Source organism: Hirschia sp. (assembly GCF_058892565.1).
This window is the reverse complement of record NZ_JBZXVU010000043.1, coordinates 1-18,316: the sequence shown is the minus strand read 5'-3', so window position 1 is coordinate 18,316 and position 18,316 is coordinate 1. Positions and strand designations below refer to the sequence as shown.

General features: G+C 45.0%; 15 protein-coding genes. 8 read left to right on the top strand and 7 right to left on the bottom strand.

Features of this window, described 5'->3' with window-relative positions:
- The first annotated feature begins 14 nt into the window (after window positions 1-14).
- Genes AC5EF3_RS14940 through AC5EF3_RS14930 form a run of 3 tightly spaced genes read left to right on the top strand, consistent with a single transcriptional unit; the run spans window position 15 to window position 4,045 of the window.
- Window positions 15-1,541 carry a S10 family peptidase gene (locus tag AC5EF3_RS14940; protein ID WP_493548620.1) on the top strand — a complete coding sequence of 509 codons (1,527 nt, stop codon included), beginning with the start codon at window positions 15-17 and terminating at the stop codon, window positions 1,539-1,541.
- Window positions 1,542-2,498, top strand: a complete 957-nt coding sequence (locus tag AC5EF3_RS14935; RefSeq protein WP_493548619.1) for an ornithine cyclodeaminase family protein — start codon at window positions 1,542-1,544, stop codon at window positions 2,496-2,498.
- Window positions 2,495-4,045, top strand: coding sequence for a S10 family peptidase (locus AC5EF3_RS14930; protein WP_493548618.1), 1,551 nt, complete (start codon window positions 2,495-2,497; stop codon window positions 4,043-4,045). The genes AC5EF3_RS14935 and AC5EF3_RS14930 overlap by 4 nt, the downstream gene beginning before the upstream one ends.
- A gap of 4 nt (window positions 4,046-4,049) precedes the next feature.
- On the opposite strand, the gene AC5EF3_RS14925 is transcribed toward AC5EF3_RS14930, so the two are convergent.
- Window positions 4,050-5,306, bottom strand: coding sequence for an aminotransferase class V-fold PLP-dependent enzyme (locus tag AC5EF3_RS14925; protein ID WP_493548617.1), 1,257 nt, complete (start codon window positions 5,304-5,306; stop codon window positions 4,050-4,052).
- Window positions 5,307-5,499: 193 nt separating this feature from the next.
- On the opposite strand from AC5EF3_RS14925, the gene AC5EF3_RS14920 reads away from it, so the two are divergent.
- The gene (locus AC5EF3_RS14920; protein WP_493548616.1) at window positions 5,500-7,014 is read left to right on the top strand and encodes a S10 family serine carboxypeptidase-like protein; all 1,515 of its coding nucleotides are present in this window, start codon (window positions 5,500-5,502) and stop codon (window positions 7,012-7,014) included.
- The gene (locus AC5EF3_RS14915) at window positions 7,014-9,461 is read left to right on the top strand and encodes a Rid family hydrolase (protein WP_493548615.1); all 2,448 of its coding nucleotides are present in this window, start codon (window positions 7,014-7,016) and stop codon (window positions 9,459-9,461) included. The genes AC5EF3_RS14920 and AC5EF3_RS14915 overlap by 1 nt, the downstream gene beginning before the upstream one ends.
- Before the next feature lie 37 nt (window positions 9,462-9,498).
- Here the strand turns inward: AC5EF3_RS14915 and AC5EF3_RS14910 are convergent, their stop codons facing one another.
- On the bottom strand, window positions 9,499-9,981 hold the full coding sequence (locus tag AC5EF3_RS14910; protein ID WP_015828501.1) for an Lrp/AsnC family transcriptional regulator: 483 nt from the start codon (window positions 9,979-9,981) through the stop codon (window positions 9,499-9,501).
- Window positions 9,982-10,141: 160 nt separating this feature from the next.
- Here AC5EF3_RS14910 and AC5EF3_RS14905 point away from each other — a divergent pair, with 160 nt between their 5' ends.
- Window positions 10,142-11,917, top strand: coding sequence for a M61 metallopeptidase family protein (locus AC5EF3_RS14905; protein ID WP_493548614.1), 1,776 nt, complete (start codon window positions 10,142-10,144; stop codon window positions 11,915-11,917).
- Between the two features lie 86 nt (window positions 11,918-12,003).
- On the opposite strand, the gene lldD is transcribed toward AC5EF3_RS14905, so the two are convergent.
- From lldD to AC5EF3_RS14880, 5 genes are read right to left on the bottom strand one after another with little or no spacing between them, the layout of a single operon-like run.
- A complete protein-coding gene (gene lldD / locus AC5EF3_RS14900; protein ID WP_493548613.1) occupies window positions 12,004-13,134 on the bottom strand; it encodes an FMN-dependent L-lactate dehydrogenase LldD in 1,131 nt (376 codons plus the stop codon).
- Complete coding sequence (locus tag AC5EF3_RS14895; protein WP_015828504.1) at window positions 13,131-13,502, bottom strand: L-rhamnose mutarotase; 372 nt, start codon at window positions 13,500-13,502, stop codon at window positions 13,131-13,133. Before AC5EF3_RS14895 ends, lldD begins: the two co-directional genes overlap by 4 nt.
- 18 nt (window positions 13,503-13,520) lie before the next feature.
- Window positions 13,521-14,255: an SDR family oxidoreductase gene (locus tag AC5EF3_RS14890; RefSeq protein WP_083773138.1), complete on the bottom strand. Its 735-nt coding sequence runs from the start codon at window positions 14,253-14,255 to the stop codon at window positions 13,521-13,523.
- Window positions 14,256-14,268: 13 nt separating this feature from the next.
- On the bottom strand, window positions 14,269-15,300 hold the full coding sequence (locus AC5EF3_RS14885) for an aldo/keto reductase (RefSeq protein ID WP_493548612.1): 1,032 nt from the start codon (window positions 15,298-15,300) through the stop codon (window positions 14,269-14,271).
- 59 nt (window positions 15,301-15,359) lie between these two features.
- Window positions 15,360-16,100, bottom strand: coding sequence for a GntR family transcriptional regulator (locus tag AC5EF3_RS14880; RefSeq protein ID WP_493548611.1), 741 nt, complete (start codon window positions 16,098-16,100; stop codon window positions 15,360-15,362).
- A 57-nt stretch (window positions 16,101-16,157) separates the two neighbouring features.
- Here AC5EF3_RS14880 and AC5EF3_RS14875 point away from each other — a divergent pair, with 57 nt between their 5' ends.
- Together AC5EF3_RS14875 and AC5EF3_RS14870 are read left to right on the top strand one after the other, a co-directional pair.
- Window positions 16,158-17,297, top strand: a complete 1,140-nt coding sequence (locus tag AC5EF3_RS14875; RefSeq protein WP_493548610.1) for a mandelate racemase/muconate lactonizing enzyme family protein — start codon at window positions 16,158-16,160, stop codon at window positions 17,295-17,297.
- 36 nt (window positions 17,298-17,333) lie between these two features.
- A partial coding sequence (locus AC5EF3_RS14870) for an MFS transporter (RefSeq protein WP_493548609.1) occupies window positions 17,334-18,316 on the top strand: 983 nt, incomplete at its 3' end.

Sequence of the window (18,316 nt, the reverse complement as noted above, 5' to 3'; positions counted from 1 at the left end):
ATGAATGGATTAAAATGAAAAAACCTTTCTTTTTCTTCACGGCAATTATAGCCGCTACTTCAATGTTCTGGAGCTGCAATGCAGCTCCAGTCGCGGATGCCACCAAAGGCAATGATGCAACACCGCATCATCAATCCGCGTACGAAACTTCTGTTTCAAAAACCGGCATATTCGGAGATAAGAAAATCTCCTATACAGCCGCATTAGAAACAATCGAGATTCAAAAAAATTCCAAAGAACTCGGGGCAAAACTAGTTACGATTTCTTACGTTGCTGAAAATGAAACCGCAAAGACGGAACGCCCCGTTCTTTTTGTTTTCAATGGCGGTCCAATCTCATCGTCCATACCACTTCACATCGGGGCAACTGGCCCTTATCGCGTTGCTTTTGACGATGATATTTCTATCCATGTAGAAAATGCGAAACTCATTGAAAATACATATTCCCCTCTAGCTGTCGCCGACCTTGTCTACTTCGATCCAGCCTCAACCGGACTTAGCAAAGTATCTGAAGGTATTGATCCACTCGTCTACACCTCACTTGAAGCAGATGCTCAACAATTTGTAGACTTCGCAACGACTTGGTTACAGCTGCATAATCGAGAACAAGCACCGATATTTATTGTTGGAGAAAGCTTTGGAACGATGCGCGCTGCATTGGCCGCCGGCATGCTCACAACGCAACACCCAGACATCCAACTTGAGGGTGTGATGCTGATGGGACAAGCCGTCAACATTATAGAATACGCGCAACGCAAACAAAACATCATCAGCTATGTCGCTTCACTCCCCACATTAGCTGCTGCGGCATGGGATTTAGATGTTGCAGATAAAGCTAATTATACATTTGAAAGCTTCATAAACGAAGCCACATCCTTTGCGGACAGTGAATACTTAGCAGCTCTCTATAAAGGCAACCTGCTCTCAGAAAACGAAGTACAATCGATTTCAGACAAGCTAGAAAAATACACTGGCATCCCTGCGCAATTTTATGTCGATAACAATATCCGCATAACCAAGCAACAATACCGTAGCGAACTTTTCAAAGACAAAAAACTACTCCTTGGAAACTCCGATATCCGGTATTCACGCTCAATTGATGAAGAAGGTCCTGCTGATCCTTCTAGAGTGATTTATGAGCGTTATATCAAAGCTTTTACATCCTATTTCCAAGACGTGTTCGGTTTCCCATTGCCCGACTCATATGTGAATGGTGAATATTTTGGCGGCCTGCCAAGTTGGGATTGGATAGATGTGTCACCATTTGGCGCGTATGCATATGGGGATCATTTAAACCCAGCATTTGAAGCCAACCCTGAGTTTCGTTTGGTCATTTCTAACGGCTATCATGATGCGCAAACCACTGTTGGTGGTGCACGCTATGCAGCAATGCAATCCGATTGGCCCAAAGACCGCGTAAAACTATCTTTTTACCGAGGTGGCCACATGGCTTATTCAATAGAAAACTCAGCCAAACTATTCTGTGAGGATTTGAAAACCCTTATTACAGGTGAACAAAGCAATCTCGACGAGACATTATAAATGCGCGTTTTTTCTGCTAAAGACGTAGAAACTCACCTAACCTATATCGATTGCATCCGCATAATGCAGGATGCAATGATCAAACTGTCATCGAATAAAACACGCCAAATGCTCCGACAAATTCTGCCTTTAGGTGCAGATAAAATGTATGGTATTATGGGCGGTACGTTAGGCGATTTCGATATTTTTGGCTCTAAGCTTGTTGCCGTTTCCCCGAGCCGAGCTGACAATACATCAAGCTCTCATCAGGGCGTTGTCGTTACTTTCGATAAAGACACACTCGCCCCCACTTGCATCGCCGATGCGAGTGCTATCACCGCCATTAGAACAGCAAGCACTAGCGCCATGGCAACCAATCTGCTTGCGCGCAAAGAAGCAAGTATTTTGACTATTCTAGGCACTGGTGAACAGGCATTCCATCATGCGCTAGCTATATTGGAAGTCAGACAAATCAATGAAATCCGTATTTGGGGCCGCAGCCTTCACAAAGCCGCGCAACTTACTCAGAAAATAGAGCAGCTTACAGGCATAAAATGCACCCGGCATCAACACGTTGAAACCGCATGCGCAAAAGCTGACATAATATGTACAGTTACGAGCGCTACGACGCCTATTCTACACCAACATCATGTCTCCAAAGGTACACACCTGAACATAGTAGGTTCAAGCTTTGATGGACCACGTGAAATAGATGACGCACTTGTATCTATCTCAAAATTTATTGTTGATTCAAAAACTTCTGTAGAAAGCCAAGGCTCCGAATATAGGCATGCATTGGCAAATAAAGCAATTTCAGAAAACCATATTCTCGGAGAAATTGGCGAAGTGGCCTCTAAAACATTAGATGCACGAACAAGCAATGAAGACATCACCATTTTCAAATCTCTAGGGCACATCGTCCAAGACATTGCAGCAGTTGCTTATATTGCTGAAAAGACAAAGGAAGTTACGCAATGAAACTGCTTCAAATATTTAGTATCGGTATCTGTGTATTCCACCTAACAATGCTGCCTACATCCCTTGCTCAAAATCCCATTCCATCGTCTGAAATTGTTCCAACTTTTAAAGGTGAGCCCTCCCCTTATAGCAAGATAACTCAGCACCAAATTAAAATTGGACGTGACAAGGTCTCCTATGATGCAATTGCGGGAGAAACTTATTTAAAAGACACAGCAGGCAACACGACAGGCAGCATTTTTAGCTTCAGCTATATCCGAACAGATAAAGTCACTGCAAACCGTCCTGTGCTCTTTGTTTTTAATGGCGGTCCAGGTTCAGCATCGTTATGGATGCATATGGGGGCACTTGGCCCCAAACAGCTAAAATTGGACAAAGATGTAAACCCCACAAGTGTCCCGCCCTTTGAAATCATTGATAATAAAAACTCACCTTTAGACTATGCTGATCTGGTTTTTATTGATCCTATTGGGACAGGCTTTAGCCGTCCCCTCAATGGAACAGATCCCAAAATATTCTGGGGTGTTGATGAAGATGCGGATTCAATCGCTCAATTTATAGAGCTTTGGCTGACGCAAAACAAACGCTGGAATTCTCCCAAATACGTTTTAGGAGAAAGTTATGGCTCAACACGGGCCGCAATTTTGCCTCGCGCACTTTTGGGGAGTCCTTTTCCTCCCGGTGTAATGCGTGGGATCACGCTAGACGGTATTATTCTTCTAGGCACAACTTTGGACAAACACAGCGCAACAGCGCCTCCTAAAGCTCAAAATGAGATTTTAAAAGCACACGCTTTGCGTTTGCCAGGCATTGCTGTCACCGCCGCTTTTCATGGTCTGACTCAGCCTGAAGAAGAAATCGAAAGCTTCTATAATCAAACCCTTGAATTCTCAAAAACGACCTATTTTGAAGCTTTACTAAAAGCAGATAACGGCACTCTTTCGATAAACGAAAAAGAGCTAATCCTACAAAAATTGAAAGAACTAACGGGGCTGACCGAAGAACAAATTGGCGATGATCTGGTCGTTACAGAAGGTGAATTTTCCAACACGGCATTGCAAAACAAAGGCTTACAAGTTGGCCTCTATGATAGTCGCTACACACTTCCTCTCGTCAATTCAGGACACGACCCTGTTGCAGATGACGCGGCAATGACGCAGTATGTTCCTGGATTTGTCGCTGGTTTTCATATGTTGCTGAGCGAACATCTCGGTGTAGAAATCCCGCGTCCTTACACTGCAATTCGCTGGAAAGACCTGCTACCTTATTGGAATTTTGAACGCGGATTTACACCAGTCCCTGCAAAAAATAGCGCGCAGGAACTTGCTTGGTCTTTACGACGCAATAAAGATCTGCGCGTTTTTGTAGCCTCAGGATATTATGATCTGGTAACAACACCGGCCGCCGCCTATGATCAAATCCAGTCTGGCGGTGTTCCTCTCGATCGAGTGACCTTTAAAGAATACCCATCAGGTCACATGCTATATCTAGGTGGAACATCTGAAGCTTTTAGCACGGATTTGAAAAATTTCATTCTTCAGAAATGATTTTTTATTGAGCATTTCCAAGAACATCTAGGAAATGCTCAATGTCTGTTGAGGTGTTAAACACTGACACACTAGGACGAATACGGTGTGTCGATATAGATGTTGATATACCCGCATCCTTAAACCGAGCGCCAAGCTTCTCTCTTGCATCTTGGTAGGCAGCTGCAACAATCGGGGTGGATGTACCTTCGGGTGTAATGACATCAAATCCACGCGTTTGCATGCCCTCTACCAATTGCGCCGTAAGCAAATTTGCATGTGATTGGATCTTATCAACACCATGCGCCAGTATATAATCTAGCGATCCATTCAACTGAGCAGCAGTTACATGGTTATAAGTTCCCAGAGCAAACCAGCCAGACGTATCATCAGAAAAAGCGTAATCAACAATCGTGTCACTTGGTGGATCAAAAGGATATATGTGAGACTTGAACTCACTCATACCATAATAGCCCCAATTTGAACGCTCAAGATGTGCACGCCCAGCCTTGCTGGCATATAGAAAACCTAGACCGAAATCTCCCATAAGCCATTTATAACTGGCACATGCCGCAAAATCCACGCCGCTTTCACTAAGATCTAATGGAATACAGCCTGCCGCATGGATTATGTCTGCGTAAACCAATGCACCTCTGGAATGAGCAAGATCACACACAGCCTTCAAATCATGCTGAAAGCCATTAAAGGTTGAAACTAGAGACAAGGCCACAAGCTTCGTACCCGGTTGAATAGCTTTTTCCATATCTTCCATATGAATTTTATTGTCACGCGCCTTAACCCACGTCACCTCACAGCCCTTTTTCTCAAAATCTGCATAGACTGGTAGAGAAGCGAAAAAGTGCAGTGTATCCGTCACTATTTTTGCTCCTTTCTTTGGCAGACCTAAAGAACGCAAAATGGCTTGTTCACCAGCTGTCGTGCTTTGAACATAGGTCAAGTCAGATGGATCAACATTCACAAGTTTGGCAAATTTCTCGATGGGCGCTTTTGTATTCAGATGATAGTCATCGTCAGGAGCAAACGTCTTTTTATGCGCCAAATACGCATCTATTTCTGCTTGGGATTGACGCAGCATTGGATGTTGTGAAGCGGCATTTAGATAGACGGTTTTACCTAAATCAAAACTATGACGATCGGGAAAATTCGTCACCGTTTCGTTAGCAGCGTAAGCTTCACTATTGGCCCCGTAAGCACATGCAGAAACCGCACCAGCAAGACCTGCTGTACTCAGTGTTAAATAGTTTCTACGAGTCATTTTCATTGACCTACCTCCAGTGTGTTACCTCATCATAAATCTCGAAAATGGTGATGAATTGTCAACTTTAGAGAGCTGGTTCTTTTCTGGACATAAACATTTCCAAATACGTGAATACACCGCATAATCATTGCCACAACAGAGTAAGTGGCAGGATTTTGGAATAGTAGTTCTGCGTTTTAAAGACGAGAATATTCATATGGATATGATCTTTCGAAAAATAGTATTGAGCTGCCTGTTCAGCGTTTTGCCACTATCTGGAACGACAGCTCAGTGTGAGACACCTGAAGAAGTCACCCCCCCCCCGATCTTCTTCAATGTCGTGAAGAAAGACATATCCTACCCTTTGAACACAGAATTTCATGTGTCAATCCAGTGGGATTCACTTGAAATAGGGCTCGTTGCAGAAAGAGACCCCCCACCCTTTCTCTCTGCAACGAGTTACCTTTTAAATTCAAAAAGCAATGACAACAAACGCCCCATTATATTTTTCTTCAATGGCGGTCCGGGCGCATCTTCCTCCCCTCTCCATTTTTCAATGGGACCATTTACCCGCAATAAAACAGATCAAACAAAGCCTGCTTTCCCGCTTAATCCTGACTCATTGATAGACACTGCAGATCTTGTTTTTATTGACCCGATCGACACGGGATTTAGTCGCTCAAATAGTGACGAAGCTGCAGATAAATATCTAGACATCAACAATGATGCCGAAGCAGTCGCATTATTCATTCGCACTTGGATAAAAGAATACAAAAGAGAAGACGCACCCATCTTCATTACAGGACAAAGCTATGGCGGCTTTCGTCTCGGTAAATTACTACCCTATCTGGAAGAAGTGACCCCAGCCGGTTTGATTATGGTTTCCCCAATGCTCGATGGCAGCCTCTCAAACTATGATCAGGCTTTTGTTTCAACCCTCCCCACCATGACAGCCACAGCATGGCGCTATGGTAAGTCCGCATTAGATCTCCCGCTTGAAAGAGACGTCTTCGATCGCGCGCAAGAATTTGCTGAAACCGAATATCTTCTAGCCCTCCAAAAAGGCGACAAGCTTCCTCAAGATGAAGCCCAGCACATCGCACAAACCCTCAGCAAGCTTACAGGTTTGGATAAGGCCGCGATCCTGTCTCAAAATCTGCGGATAGATACCCAATATTTCCTAGAAAACCTGCTCGCAGAAGACAATAAACTGATAAGCCGGTTAAACACAGCAAAAGCCGCCGTCAAAAAACCTCCGCAACGCGAAGACCGACCAGACGCTGCAAACGATCCTTCATTGGCCCTTGGCCGCTCAAATGTAATCGCAGCGCCTGATATCGCAGATTACCTAAAAGAAAAAACTGGGGTTGAATTTGAAGACGATTATAGATCTTTGAATTTAGATGCTAATTTTGGTTGGAATTGGTCTTCCGGTCGCGCCTATTCTCCCACGCTTTCAGCGATCAAACCTTTGCGTGACTATCTAACAAAGCACAACAAAACTCAGCTCTTAGTGTTTACAGGAATGCGTGATTTAGCTGTGCCAGCAGGTACAGTAGAATATATTCTCGATCATTCTGGGTTACCCGCAAATCAAGTCGATTTTCAAATCCTTGAAGGTGGTCATTCCCCGTATGAAGAAACAACGCAATTTCCTATATTTACGAACCTAATTCGCGAGCTCGTTCGCGAAACCACATCTGATAAAACTTCCCAAGAGAAAGACGGCTAATGCTCAAAATGTCCCGTTTGTTTGTGACCATCGGCGTCATTGCTATGGCCCCTTCCCTGTCATATGCGGACGATAAACAAAGTCTCAGCATCATGTCCAATGGTGAGAATGTCGGATATGTCAAAGCCAACACCAAGGGCGATACCACCACAATTCAATTCCATGTCGATGATAATGGTCGTGGCCCGAAGTCGAAATCAAAATTGACACTAAATCAAAATTTAGTGCCCGTTCACTGGACACTAGAAGGCACGAGCCTCATGGGCGGCACTGTTGATGAATGGTTCCATATTACAGACGATACAGCGCAATGGAAAAGTCAGGCTGACGACGGCGAAACGACGCTTAGCGAGCCTGCTCTATATCTTATGAATGATGGCACACCATGGGATGATTATGTCTACGCAAAAGCTCTTTTAAAAGACGAAGACCATAAAATGCCACTGCTTCCAGCAGGAGAGCTTACACTCAACCACCTCGCCAAACGCACTCTATCTCACGATGATTTAGAAGTGGCATTCGATCTATACCGCCTATCAGGTGCCAATTCGACAGGCTCACTCATTGCGATAGATGAAAGCGGCGATTTTTTTGCAAAACTCTCAGAATCCGGGTCCATTATCAAAGAAGGTTATGAAGCTTTTTCACAAGATTTAATGGATATCGCACGTGAGCAATCAATCGCACATGCATCCGAACTCGCAAAATCCCTGACCAACACTTATGAAACAGGCTTTGCAGTTGCAAACATACATATTTATTCACCAGCGTCGGGTGATTTAAGCAAAGCATCGACTGTGTTTGTAAAAGACAACCGCATTGCAGACATTAAAGCCTTTTCACCCAATGATATCTACACAAAAGCCTACCCTGTATTTGATGGCGCAGGCGGCACACTTATGTCCGGCTTGACTGATATGCACTCGCATACGAGCCTTCAAAATGGCCTTTATTATCTGGCTGCTGGTGTCACTTCCACGCGCGATATGGGAAACCAAAACGAATACCTTCAAGACATTATAGAAAAAAAGAAAAGTCATGACGTTGCAGGCCCACGCCTTATTGCCCGTGGTGGATTTCTCGAAGGACGAAGCACATATTCTGCTCGTTACGGGATAATAGCCGATACTGAAAAAGAAGCAGTTGATGCTGTTAAATGGTATGCTGACAATGGCTATGATTTCATCAAGACCTATAACTCGTTCAATCCTGATTGGTATGAAGCTGTCGTTGCTGAAGCACACAAACATAATTTACCAATTGTTGGTCATGTTCCAGCTTTCACACATCCAGACCGCCAAATCGAAGCTGGATATGATGAAATCACCCATATGAACCAATTAATGCTCGGCTGGTTGCTTGATGATGGCGAAGACACACGCACCCCTCTTAGACTAACTGCTATGGCGCGCGCCTCCAATCTAGACTTAGAGCAACCAGAAGTCCGCAGCACACTAGAAAAGCTAAAAGACAATGATGTTGGAATTGATACGACAGGCGTAATTCTTGAGCTTCTAATGCTCAGTCGTGCCGGAAAAGTCCCAGCCATTGCCACTGACTATTTCTCGCATATGCCTATTTCCTACCAGCGCAATCGCAAACGCTCGTTTGTGAAGCTAGAAGATGAAGGTGCAGATCAAGCCTACAAAGACGGCTTCCAACGCATTCTTGATACGATCAAACGGCTATATGATAATGACATTCGCTTGCTACCCGGCACAGACAATGGGACAGGCTTCACCATGCATCGTGAATTGGAATTATACACTTTAGCTGGCATTCCAGCCAAAGACGTTTTACGTATCGCGACATTAGACATTGCAAAACATGTCGGTAAGGAAAAAGACCTCGGTTCAATAGAGATTGGCAAACTAGCCGACTTTGTATTACTGCCCGGCAATCCTATAGAAGATATCAAAGCGATTAAAACACCTAGAATGGTTGTTGTTGATGGAAGTGTTTATTTCCCAGACGAGATTTACAAAGCGCTCAACATCATTCCTTTTTCGACGCCGCCAGCCCGCTTGGATAAAGCTGATCAATCACAAGCATTGAAAACAGAAATCCAATACACGCCCCTACCGGGCGCGACACAGGCATTGATAGAGTCAGGAAAAATTCCTTTTTCTGGTGCAGTAACAGTTGGAGACGTTGTCTATTTTTCAGGTCAAATCGGTGGTCCCAATGGCGGCGCTGAAGACTTTAAAGACGACGCTCGTCAGGTTATGGATTCCATTTCCGAAATCGCTAAACACGCAGGCGTTACAATGCAGGACGTGTTCAAATGCACTGTCATGCTAGATGACATCAGCAATTGGCCAGACTTCAACGAAGTTTATGTGACGTATTTTACACCGGGAAAAATGCCAGCACGCAGCGCCTTTGCAGCTGATGGATTGGCGCTAAATGCAACCGTCGAAGTCGAGTGTATGGCTAAAGCAAACTAGGAGAATGGAAACTCCCCTATCGCCTACCCCCTATCGCCTACAAAGCCATAGAGCCACGCACTGGAATAGCCGTGGTAGACTTGATTTCTCCTAATGTCGCCGTTGAATTTATGTTTTCAACACCCGGAAGTTTTAAAAGGAACTCCATTAAAAAATGCTGATACCACGACATGGATTTGGCTTGGATCTTCATCATAAGATCCATTTCTCCAAAAATCGAGTAGCACTCCATTATTTCAGGCGTGGTTGCAATTTTGCGCGTGAATGCTTCGCGTTCGGTATCAGACAAGCGTCGCATTTTTACAAGCGCAAAAATACGCAGATCATATCCAAATTTTTCACGATCAAGTATCGCCACTTGGCGCTTGATATATCCCTCATCCTTCAAACGTTGAAGACGTCTCCAACACGGGGATTGAGACAGCCCAACAGCATCCGCCAGCTCCACAGTGGAGAGACTGCAATCTTTTTGCAATTGCTCCAGTATTTTAACATCAAATACATTCAACTCTTCACTCATACGACATACCCTATATTAAAAAACCAGAATATACGCATACTTTATCCATCAAAATCCTATAAGTTTCAAATTATCTGAATTGAGTCAAAACCGACCTAAGATTGAGCAAGTTTACACGCTATATGACTTTTATAGTCACACCTAGAATGAGAATGTCCCAATGAAACCAATGCCGATCACAGCTTTGTTAGCCTTCTTATTACTCGTGACAGGGTGTAATCCAACTGCTCCTAAAGACACGGACTTGGGCAATATTGCCTCGCCTCACATAAATTTGACGCTCGCACCTCAAGCACGTGTCGATGCCCCTGACACAATAGGTTCTGTCCAAATCCAACTTCAGATTTCGGGAAAAACATTCCAGAAAGATGCACCTGTTTTACAAATCCCATTAGTGTCAAGCAATGTGGATACAGTCGCAACAATCGTGACTGATTTAAAAGCAAATGATGCGAATGGCCCGCTGACTTTGTCAGCTATAGATAAGACTTTAGACAAGCAAAATGCCGGTGATGCTGTAATAGGCGGTAATTCAAGGCTCTGGTATGCTGATAGGCAACCTGATGGTCCAATACATGTAACTTACACTGTTCCTGCAAATGCAAGCCTGCCGCCGCGTGGACCAGCACCGCCTTTCTCATTTCTAAGTAAAGATGGTGGGACATCAGCGGCAGGACATGTCTTCCTCATTTTACCACCCGGTGATGATTCATATCAAACCGAAATAGATTGGGATTTAACTGCCGCTCCGCCCGAAAGTCGCGGCATTAGTTCAATCGGAGAAGGACATGTCAGCGCTGAAATGACTGCTGTGACAATGCGTATGTCTTTCTACATGATGGGGAATGTTCAGACCTATCCTGAAATCGTGCCTGAGAATGGTTTCTTTTCTGCATGGTATGGCGCACCACCATTCGATGCAGAAAATCTCATGCATTGGACTGCTGATCTATACACACACTACAGCGCATTTTTCGGTATGAAAGAAGTCCCTCCTTACGGAGTATTCTTAAGGTACAATCCCGTAAACGCAGGCGGCGGTGTTGGTCTGCACCATTCCTTCGTCACAACTTTTGGCGAGCAAGGTGACACCACTATATCAGGACTAAAAAGCACATTGGCCCATGAAATGTTCCATACATTTCAACCTTTCATCGAAGAACCAGGCGGACTTGAATCCTCATGGTTTGGCGAAGGACTCGCCGTTTTCTACCAAGCGCGCCTCCCTACCCGCTTTGCAATGATGTCTTCTGAAGACTTCTTGGCAGACCTAAACTTCGCCGCCTCCAGATATTACACAAGCCTGATGGCGGAAGCTCCAAATAGTGAAATTCCGAAAAAATTCTGGCTCGATACGCGCATTCGGACACTCCCTTATGATAGAGGCATGTTATATTTCGCCACGGTCGACCATGAACTGCGCACCCAAACAGAAGGCAAAGTCACATTAGATACCCTGATGCTTAAATTACTTGAGCAGTCAAATAATGGGCATGCGCTAACTAATTCAGATTGGGAAGAAGAATTAAATACCCATTTAGGACCATCAGCAGTCGCAGAATTTCAAGACTTTCTAAACGGAACACTTATCGTTCCCGACGCTTCCGCCTTTGGTCCCTGCTTCATCCGAACACAAGTTCCACTTCGCAGATATGAATTAGGGTTTGATCCAGCCGTATTGAGTGAACCCACACGCATTATCAGAAACCTCGTAATAGGATCTGCTGCTGACCAAGCTGGGCTCCAAAATGGTGATGAAATTGTACACCCTATCCCACAAGACCATATTCAAGGCGAACAAACACAGGAATTAACAGTTACAATCAGGCGCAATGGCGAAGAATTCACACTGAGCTACTTACCACGTGGCGAGACAGTGGATGCTTATCAATGGATCAAAAACCCAAACCATTCAGATGAAAATTGCGAGCTGTGATCTCGGCGAACAAAGTTTCTAAATTTAGTGCGATCACAATATCGAACTAAATTTAGAAACACTGATAATTTGGACTAAAACGACGTTTAATCGACCAATATAGATCGATCAATTTTAGAAATACTATTTACGCCGGCCAACGTCATTGTCACTTTCATGTCCTGCTTCAGGAAATCAAACATTTGCGTGACACCAGCACTGCCCCCTGCAGCCAAAGCGTACAACCATAAACGCCCGAGCAAAACACCATCAGCCCCTAAAGCCAGCAAACGCACGACATCTAGTCCAGAACGAACTCCACCATCAGCGAGCACAGTGATTTGATCTCCGACAGCTTCAGCGATTGCTGGAAGCGCGTGTGCCGTTGAAAGCGCTCCATTGAGTTGGCGGCCACCATGATTAGACACAACAATGCCGTCCGCACCGAGCGCAACAGCTTCTCGCGCATCTTCAGGGTCAAGAATACCTTTGATGATCAGCGGCCCATCCCAAGCACTACGAATCCATTCCAGATCTTTCCACTGAATGGAGGGATCAAAATTTTTGCCCAACCAGCCCATATAATCATTGATGCCAGCGCCCTTGCCTAGCGCTGCAACCAAATTACCCAGAGTGTGCGGTCGCCCAAGCAATCCCACATCTACTGACCATGCCGGCTTGCCAACAGCCTGCATAATTCGCCGGATACCTGCATTCGGACCAGACATACCAGAATGCACATCCCGAGCACGCGAACCAGGCACAGGCATATCAACTGTAAAAACAAGCGCTTTCGCACCCGCCACTTTTGCTCTCTCAATTATATCGAGCATGACTGAACGGTCACGGATTACATATAGCTGAAACCAAAAACGTTCTGTGGCAGCAACAACTTCCTCTATCGAACATATGGAAACTGTCGATAAACATGCGGGCACCCCTGCTTTGGAAGCCGATGAAGCTGCCTGCACTTCACCACGCCGCGCAAACATACCGCTAATCCCTACCGGTCCCAACGCGACAGGCAGATCTTGCTTCTGTCCTAAAATCTCAGTTGAAAGATCAATAGACGCAACATCTTTTAGAACACGCTGACGCAAAGCCACTTTACGCAAATCAGCTGAATTGCTGAGCATTGTATCTTCGGTTCCCGAACCACCATCGGCATAATCGAACAGAAAACGTGGGACTCGTCGACGCGCAGCTTCTCTAAAATCAGCTGTTGATGCAATTCTCATGATTTATCTTTATAATAAGCGATATGATCGGTTAGGCGATATATGTTTTCCATTGGGAACCAAGTTCCATCCGGTCCAGCGGCCGGAATAGGTTGCTGAAATTTTTTCATCAACTCTCCCCATTTTTGCACATGGGGATTTTTGGAATCAGCTTCAGCTTTCACATTCTCTGAAAAATTGTCTGCAACATCCATTATCATAAACATACGATTTCCGGCACGAAAAATCTCCATATTCTCCACACCGAAATCTGCAATAGATTTTACAATCTCAACAGGAACATTACCGACTCTATGCCATTTTTCGTATGCAGAAATCAGCTCTTGGTCATCGACAAGATCAAGCGCTAAACAAACTCTTTGTGACATAGCGACAACTCCCAACGTTTATGAATTAGACCAACCACCATCAATAATGTGCGTCCCGCCAGTCGTGTATGATGACTCATCACTTCCCAGATACAAGGCTAGATTAGCAATATCATCAGGATGACCCAGTCGACCAATTGGCTGACGCGCAATAAATTCCGTTCTTGCCTTTTCCGCATCACCTGTCGCAGCAAGACGTTCATCCAAGGATGGAGATTGCACCGTCCCCGGACAAATTGCGTTACAACGCACACCATTGCCAATGTAATCTTCTGCCACTGATTTAGTCAGCCCGATCACTGCTGCTTTGCTCGCGCCATATACAAAGCGATTTTTCACACCGATAACGGAACTCGCCACTGAAGACATGTTGATAATTGAACCACCACCATTTTCGACCATACTTGGTAGAAATGCGCGGATCATACGGTAAGCAGACTTCACATTCAGATCGAAGGAAAAATCGTAATCTTTTTCATCTGTCGTTAAAATCGTACCTGCATGAACAAATCCCGCACAGTTAAACAAAATATCTGTGTGTTTGATCTCTTTGGCCAATGCTAAAATCGCATCTCCATCCAGCAAATTCATAACATGCGTTTCACACCCTTCCAGAGTTGCCAGAGTGTCTGGGTTCAAATCTACTGCAATTGTCCGCGCGCCTTCCGCAGCAAACAATTCTGCCGTGGCACGCCCAATCCCCTGACCTGCAGCTGTAACGATAGCGGTTTTGCCTTCTAAACGACGCATAATTTAAATCCTGTGATTATGTTGGAATAGGTGCATCTGGCCGAATAAGCTCGGAGGCTCTTAATTCTTCCCAGAATGCTTTATCTATGGAATGGCTCATCAATGCTTGAGTTGATTGAATGCGCCTCGCACTGCCCATGCCCGGTATGACTGTCGAAACTTGCTGATGGGCCAGCGGAAACTGAAGAGCTGCAGCAGCTAGTGGGACACCATATCTATCGCAAATATCTTCTATGGCAGCGACACGTTTGATGATATTTTCTGGTGCGTCCTGGTATTCGTAAATATGAGGTCCATTGCCGCGAACACCTTTGGCTAGAATCCCACTATTATAAGGACCACCGATCACAAGCTGCGTGTTTTTCTGGGCGCACAATGGCAAAAAGCTGTCCAGTGCGCTCTGCTCTAGCAATGTATATCTGCCGGCAAGTAATATTATATCGAACGGCGCGTCACTCAGTGCTTCTTCACACACTTCCCATTCATTTACGCCCAACCCAATCGCGCCCACAACACCAGCGTCGCGCAGTTCCCGCAGAGCGCGATAACCGCCTTCCATGAAATTACGGTAGGTTTGCGCATGATCTTCGCCATGCGTAAAACGTCCTATGTCATGCACATAGAGAATATCTATCCGATCACGACGTAATCTTGTTTTACTCGCTTCGAAAGAATGCATGATTGAATCATAGCTATAATCGAACACGCTGTAATATGGTTCTGGAGAATAAAACGCCTGACGCATCTCAGTGAGGTCTGTTCCGTCAGGCACAGGATCCAACCTGCGACCAACTTTGGTAGATATGATAATATTTTCGTCGGCATCATATCTTTCAAGCGCTTCACCTAGTCTTTTCTCAGCAAGACCAAATCCATAATGCGGCGCGACATCCATATATTTGATGCCCGCATCTATGGCTGCTTTAACGGTCGCCCCTGCTTCTTCATCGGACACTTGATGAAATAAATTCCCTAAAGAAGCACACCCTAATCCAAGCTGCCCCAAAACGTCCCGATTAAATATAATGTCTTTATTTGTTTTGCTCATAGAGCATCAATTACAATGATATCTCTATTAATGCAACTGATATTTCAACAAGCTTTGCTTTAAATAAACCCGAGTATTCTCTGCATTGCAGCATGGAAATGATCCGCTACAGCTGCCTCGGCCCGATCGGCATCTCGTGCGACACATGCCTCCAGTATTGCAATGTGCTCTTTTAAAGAACGAAGCGCCAATGGCTTAGTAATAAGGCGCTCTAATCGAATAAGGACGACATAATTCTTAAGCCGACGTCCAGTATTCTCGATCAGCGGATTATTCATGCTTGCTATGATATTGCCATGCAAACTTTGCTCAAGCCCCTCGATACGCTCTAAAATATCTTGATCAATATCATTCTTTTCAATCAGACCCACAACGGCGCGGTGCTCTTCCAACAGGTTTACAGCGGTTTCAGCATCGCCCATTTCAGCGAAATGGCGCACAGCAGCCTTCTCTATAAGTGTCCTAAATTGATATGTACTGCGTATTAGCTCCAAATCCGGTTTCAAGAATTGGATACCTGAGCGCGGATGAATTTCCAGCACACCTTCGGCCTCAAGCACCCGCAACGCATCTCTTAGCGGTTGAATAGGCACACCCAGCAACTCAACAAGCTTGCTTTGAGATACAAATGCCCCCACCGGAACTATTCTATCAAAGAGTCCTTGTAATACGGCTTGATACGCTACATCGCTCAGGCTCTCTTTTTCTTTGCCTTTAATTACACCAGCATTTTTATCCAAACGGTTATTTTTACGACCACCCATATTCATCACCCCTTGCATTCGGCCTGTATCTGTCATATCTATTTACCCGTCTGATATTTCAATTCAACATCTTGGGACATTATAGTCAAAATCATGCCACTAGTCGACTACCGCATAACCCGTTTCCAATTCGCTCGTGATCGAATTGTTGGTGACAGTCAAGTTCGCGCATCTCATGTTCATGTCGCCACTCTCGAATTGATCGATTCAGAAGGACATGTTGGTCTTGGGTTTGCTCAGTCATTATTTCATCCTTTACCAAGTGAAGAAGAACTGATTCGCACATTTGATGAAGAAGTTTGGCCAAATCTAAAGGGGCAACCGGCAATTGCACTGGCTCATCAGGTAAAACGCCCGCGTGGTGGACACTTAAACCGCTCAACGCACCCTTTTGGTGAAGCTATCCAGCACGCGCTTTGGGATGTTGCTGCCAAAGCGATCAATCTTCCGCTCTGGAAAATGCTTGGAGCCAAACGTAGCAAAGTACGCGCTTATGCCAGCGGTCTCGACTACCATTTATCAGATGATGTGTTTTGTTCTCTTTTCACCCAAGCTGCAGATCAAGGCTATACGGGCTTTAAAATTAAAGTGGGAGCCCCAGAAATAGAGCGCGACATTCATCGCCTCGACCTTCTTAAACAAGCTATCGGCCCAAACGCCAAAATAATGATTGATGCAAATGAGGCATGGTCACCTAAAGAAGCCATTCAAAACCTTGATACAATTCGCCGAGCTGGTCATGAAATTTACTGGCTAGAAGATCCTATTCTGCGTTTTGATATAGAGGGTCTAAAACTCTTGCGCGAAACTGCAGGAAATACACTTATAAATTCCGGTGAATATCTAGACGTTTCAGGCAAGCGCGCTCTTATTCAAGCTCACGCAACAGATATGCTGAATGTCCACGGACACTTTACTGATGTTATGCGCATAGGCTGGCTAGCTGCCGATATGGGTGTCCCCATCACAGTGGGCAACACATTCCTTGAACTTGGTGTCAATGTGGCTTTGGCCCTGCCAGAAGTAGAATGGCTTGAATACAGCTTCCAGAATTTTGAACATCTCGTAGAGACACCGTACAAAATTGAAGATGGTTTCATATACGGATCTGAAACTCCAGGCCACGGTCTCGTCCTATGTGAAGACGCGCGCCAGACATATCGTCAGCCAATTATAATCGATAATACTCAATTAGGCCCAGCCCCTGCCCAGCAACGCTTGGCACTTAAATAAAATAAAAAATGCGGGCAAATATTGGGAGGAAACAAAATGTCAGAAACAGATGCAACCGGCGAACCCGGTGCCACAATTACAGCTGCTGATTTTCAAGACAGCATGTATGTAAATGGATCAAGAAAATGGGTACTTCTAATAAGCTTAACCAGTGTTTTCTTCCTATTATTTGCGCTTTACGCTGGCGTCTTAGCGGTCCTGCTGCCCAATCAGATTCAATCCATTAATCCTGACAACAAATCAGCAGGGCTAGCATTCGTCTTCGCTGTAACATCTGTCTTTTCCACATTGGTCACCCCGATGGCTGGTGCATTTTCTGACAGAACGCGCTCACCATGGGGGCGCCGGGCACCATGGATAGTCATAGGCTCACTCGTTGGAGCTGTCTGTTTGATTTTAACCTCACAGATGTCGACTATTCCGATGATCACCCTATTTTGGGTAGGTGCCACAATCGCTTTCAACAGCATGCAATCAGCCGCAAATACATTGATCGCGGACAGATTTGCACCAGCAGAACGCGGAACAGCTTCTGGCTTTATCGGCGCAGGCATGACATCGGGCCTTACAGTTGGCACAATTGTCGCCGGCCTTCTAGCAAGCCAGCTCGTGCTTGCTTATTCTGGATTTGCCATAAGTGTCGCAATTGCATGTTTGGCATTTGTATTCATTAACCCTGAACCCAAAACAACTTTACCAAAGCCCGATGCTTTCAACTTAACAGATTTCTTGAAAAGCTTCTGGATCAGCCCACGCAAACATCCAGACTTTGCTTGGGCATTTGCTGGCCGTTTCACCATCTATATGGGATATCAAGCCGTCATCACCTATATGCTTTATATCTTGCAAGATTATATCGGACTATCAAAAACCGATGCAAACACCACCATTGCAACACTTTCAACGATCACATTTTTTGCGCTTGTATTCTCTGCCTTCAGCTCAGGCTTCCTCTCCGACTGGCTAGGCAAACGTAAGCCTCTGGTTTTTGCAGCAAGTATCATTATGGGGTTAGCACT

What these genes read in the sequence shown, in the direction of transcription:
- AC5EF3_RS14905 (WP_493548614.1), top strand. Translation starts at nt 10,142, where the DNA reads ATGAAACCAATGCCGATCACAGCTTTGTTAGCCTTCTTATTACTCGTG.
- AC5EF3_RS14875 (WP_493548610.1), top strand. Translation starts at nt 16,158, where the DNA reads ATGCCACTAGTCGACTACCGCATAACCCGTTTCCAATTCGCTCGTGAT.
- AC5EF3_RS14930 (WP_493548618.1), top strand. Translation starts at nt 2,495, where the DNA reads ATGAAACTGCTTCAAATATTTAGTATCGGTATCTGTGTATTCCACCTA.
- AC5EF3_RS14910 (WP_015828501.1), bottom strand. Translation starts at nt 9,981, where the DNA reads ATGAGTGAAGAGTTGAATGTATTTGATGTTAAAATACTGGAGCAATTG.
- lldD (WP_493548613.1), bottom strand. Translation starts at nt 13,134, where the DNA reads ATGAGAATTGCATCAACAGCTGATTTTAGAGAAGCTGCGCGTCGACGA.
- AC5EF3_RS14915 (WP_493548615.1), top strand. Translation starts at nt 7,014, where the DNA reads ATGCTCAAAATGTCCCGTTTGTTTGTGACCATCGGCGTCATTGCTATG.
- AC5EF3_RS14925 (WP_493548617.1), bottom strand. Translation starts at nt 5,306, where the DNA reads ATGAAAATGACTCGTAGAAACTATTTAACACTGAGTACAGCAGGTCTT.
- AC5EF3_RS14895 (WP_015828504.1), bottom strand. Translation starts at nt 13,502, where the DNA reads ATGTCACAAAGAGTTTGTTTAGCGCTTGATCTTGTCGATGACCAAGAG.
- AC5EF3_RS14940 (WP_493548620.1), top strand. Translation starts at nt 15, where the DNA reads ATGAAAAAACCTTTCTTTTTCTTCACGGCAATTATAGCCGCTACTTCA.
- AC5EF3_RS14880 (WP_493548611.1), bottom strand. Translation starts at nt 16,100, where the DNA reads ATGACAGATACAGGCCGAATGCAAGGGGTGATGAATATGGGTGGTCGT.
- AC5EF3_RS14935 (WP_493548619.1), top strand. Translation starts at nt 1,542, where the DNA reads ATGCGCGTTTTTTCTGCTAAAGACGTAGAAACTCACCTAACCTATATC.
- AC5EF3_RS14885 (WP_493548612.1), bottom strand. Translation starts at nt 15,300, where the DNA reads ATGAGCAAAACAAATAAAGACATTATATTTAATCGGGACGTTTTGGGG.
- AC5EF3_RS14920 (WP_493548616.1), top strand. Translation starts at nt 5,500, where the DNA reads ATGGATATGATCTTTCGAAAAATAGTATTGAGCTGCCTGTTCAGCGTT.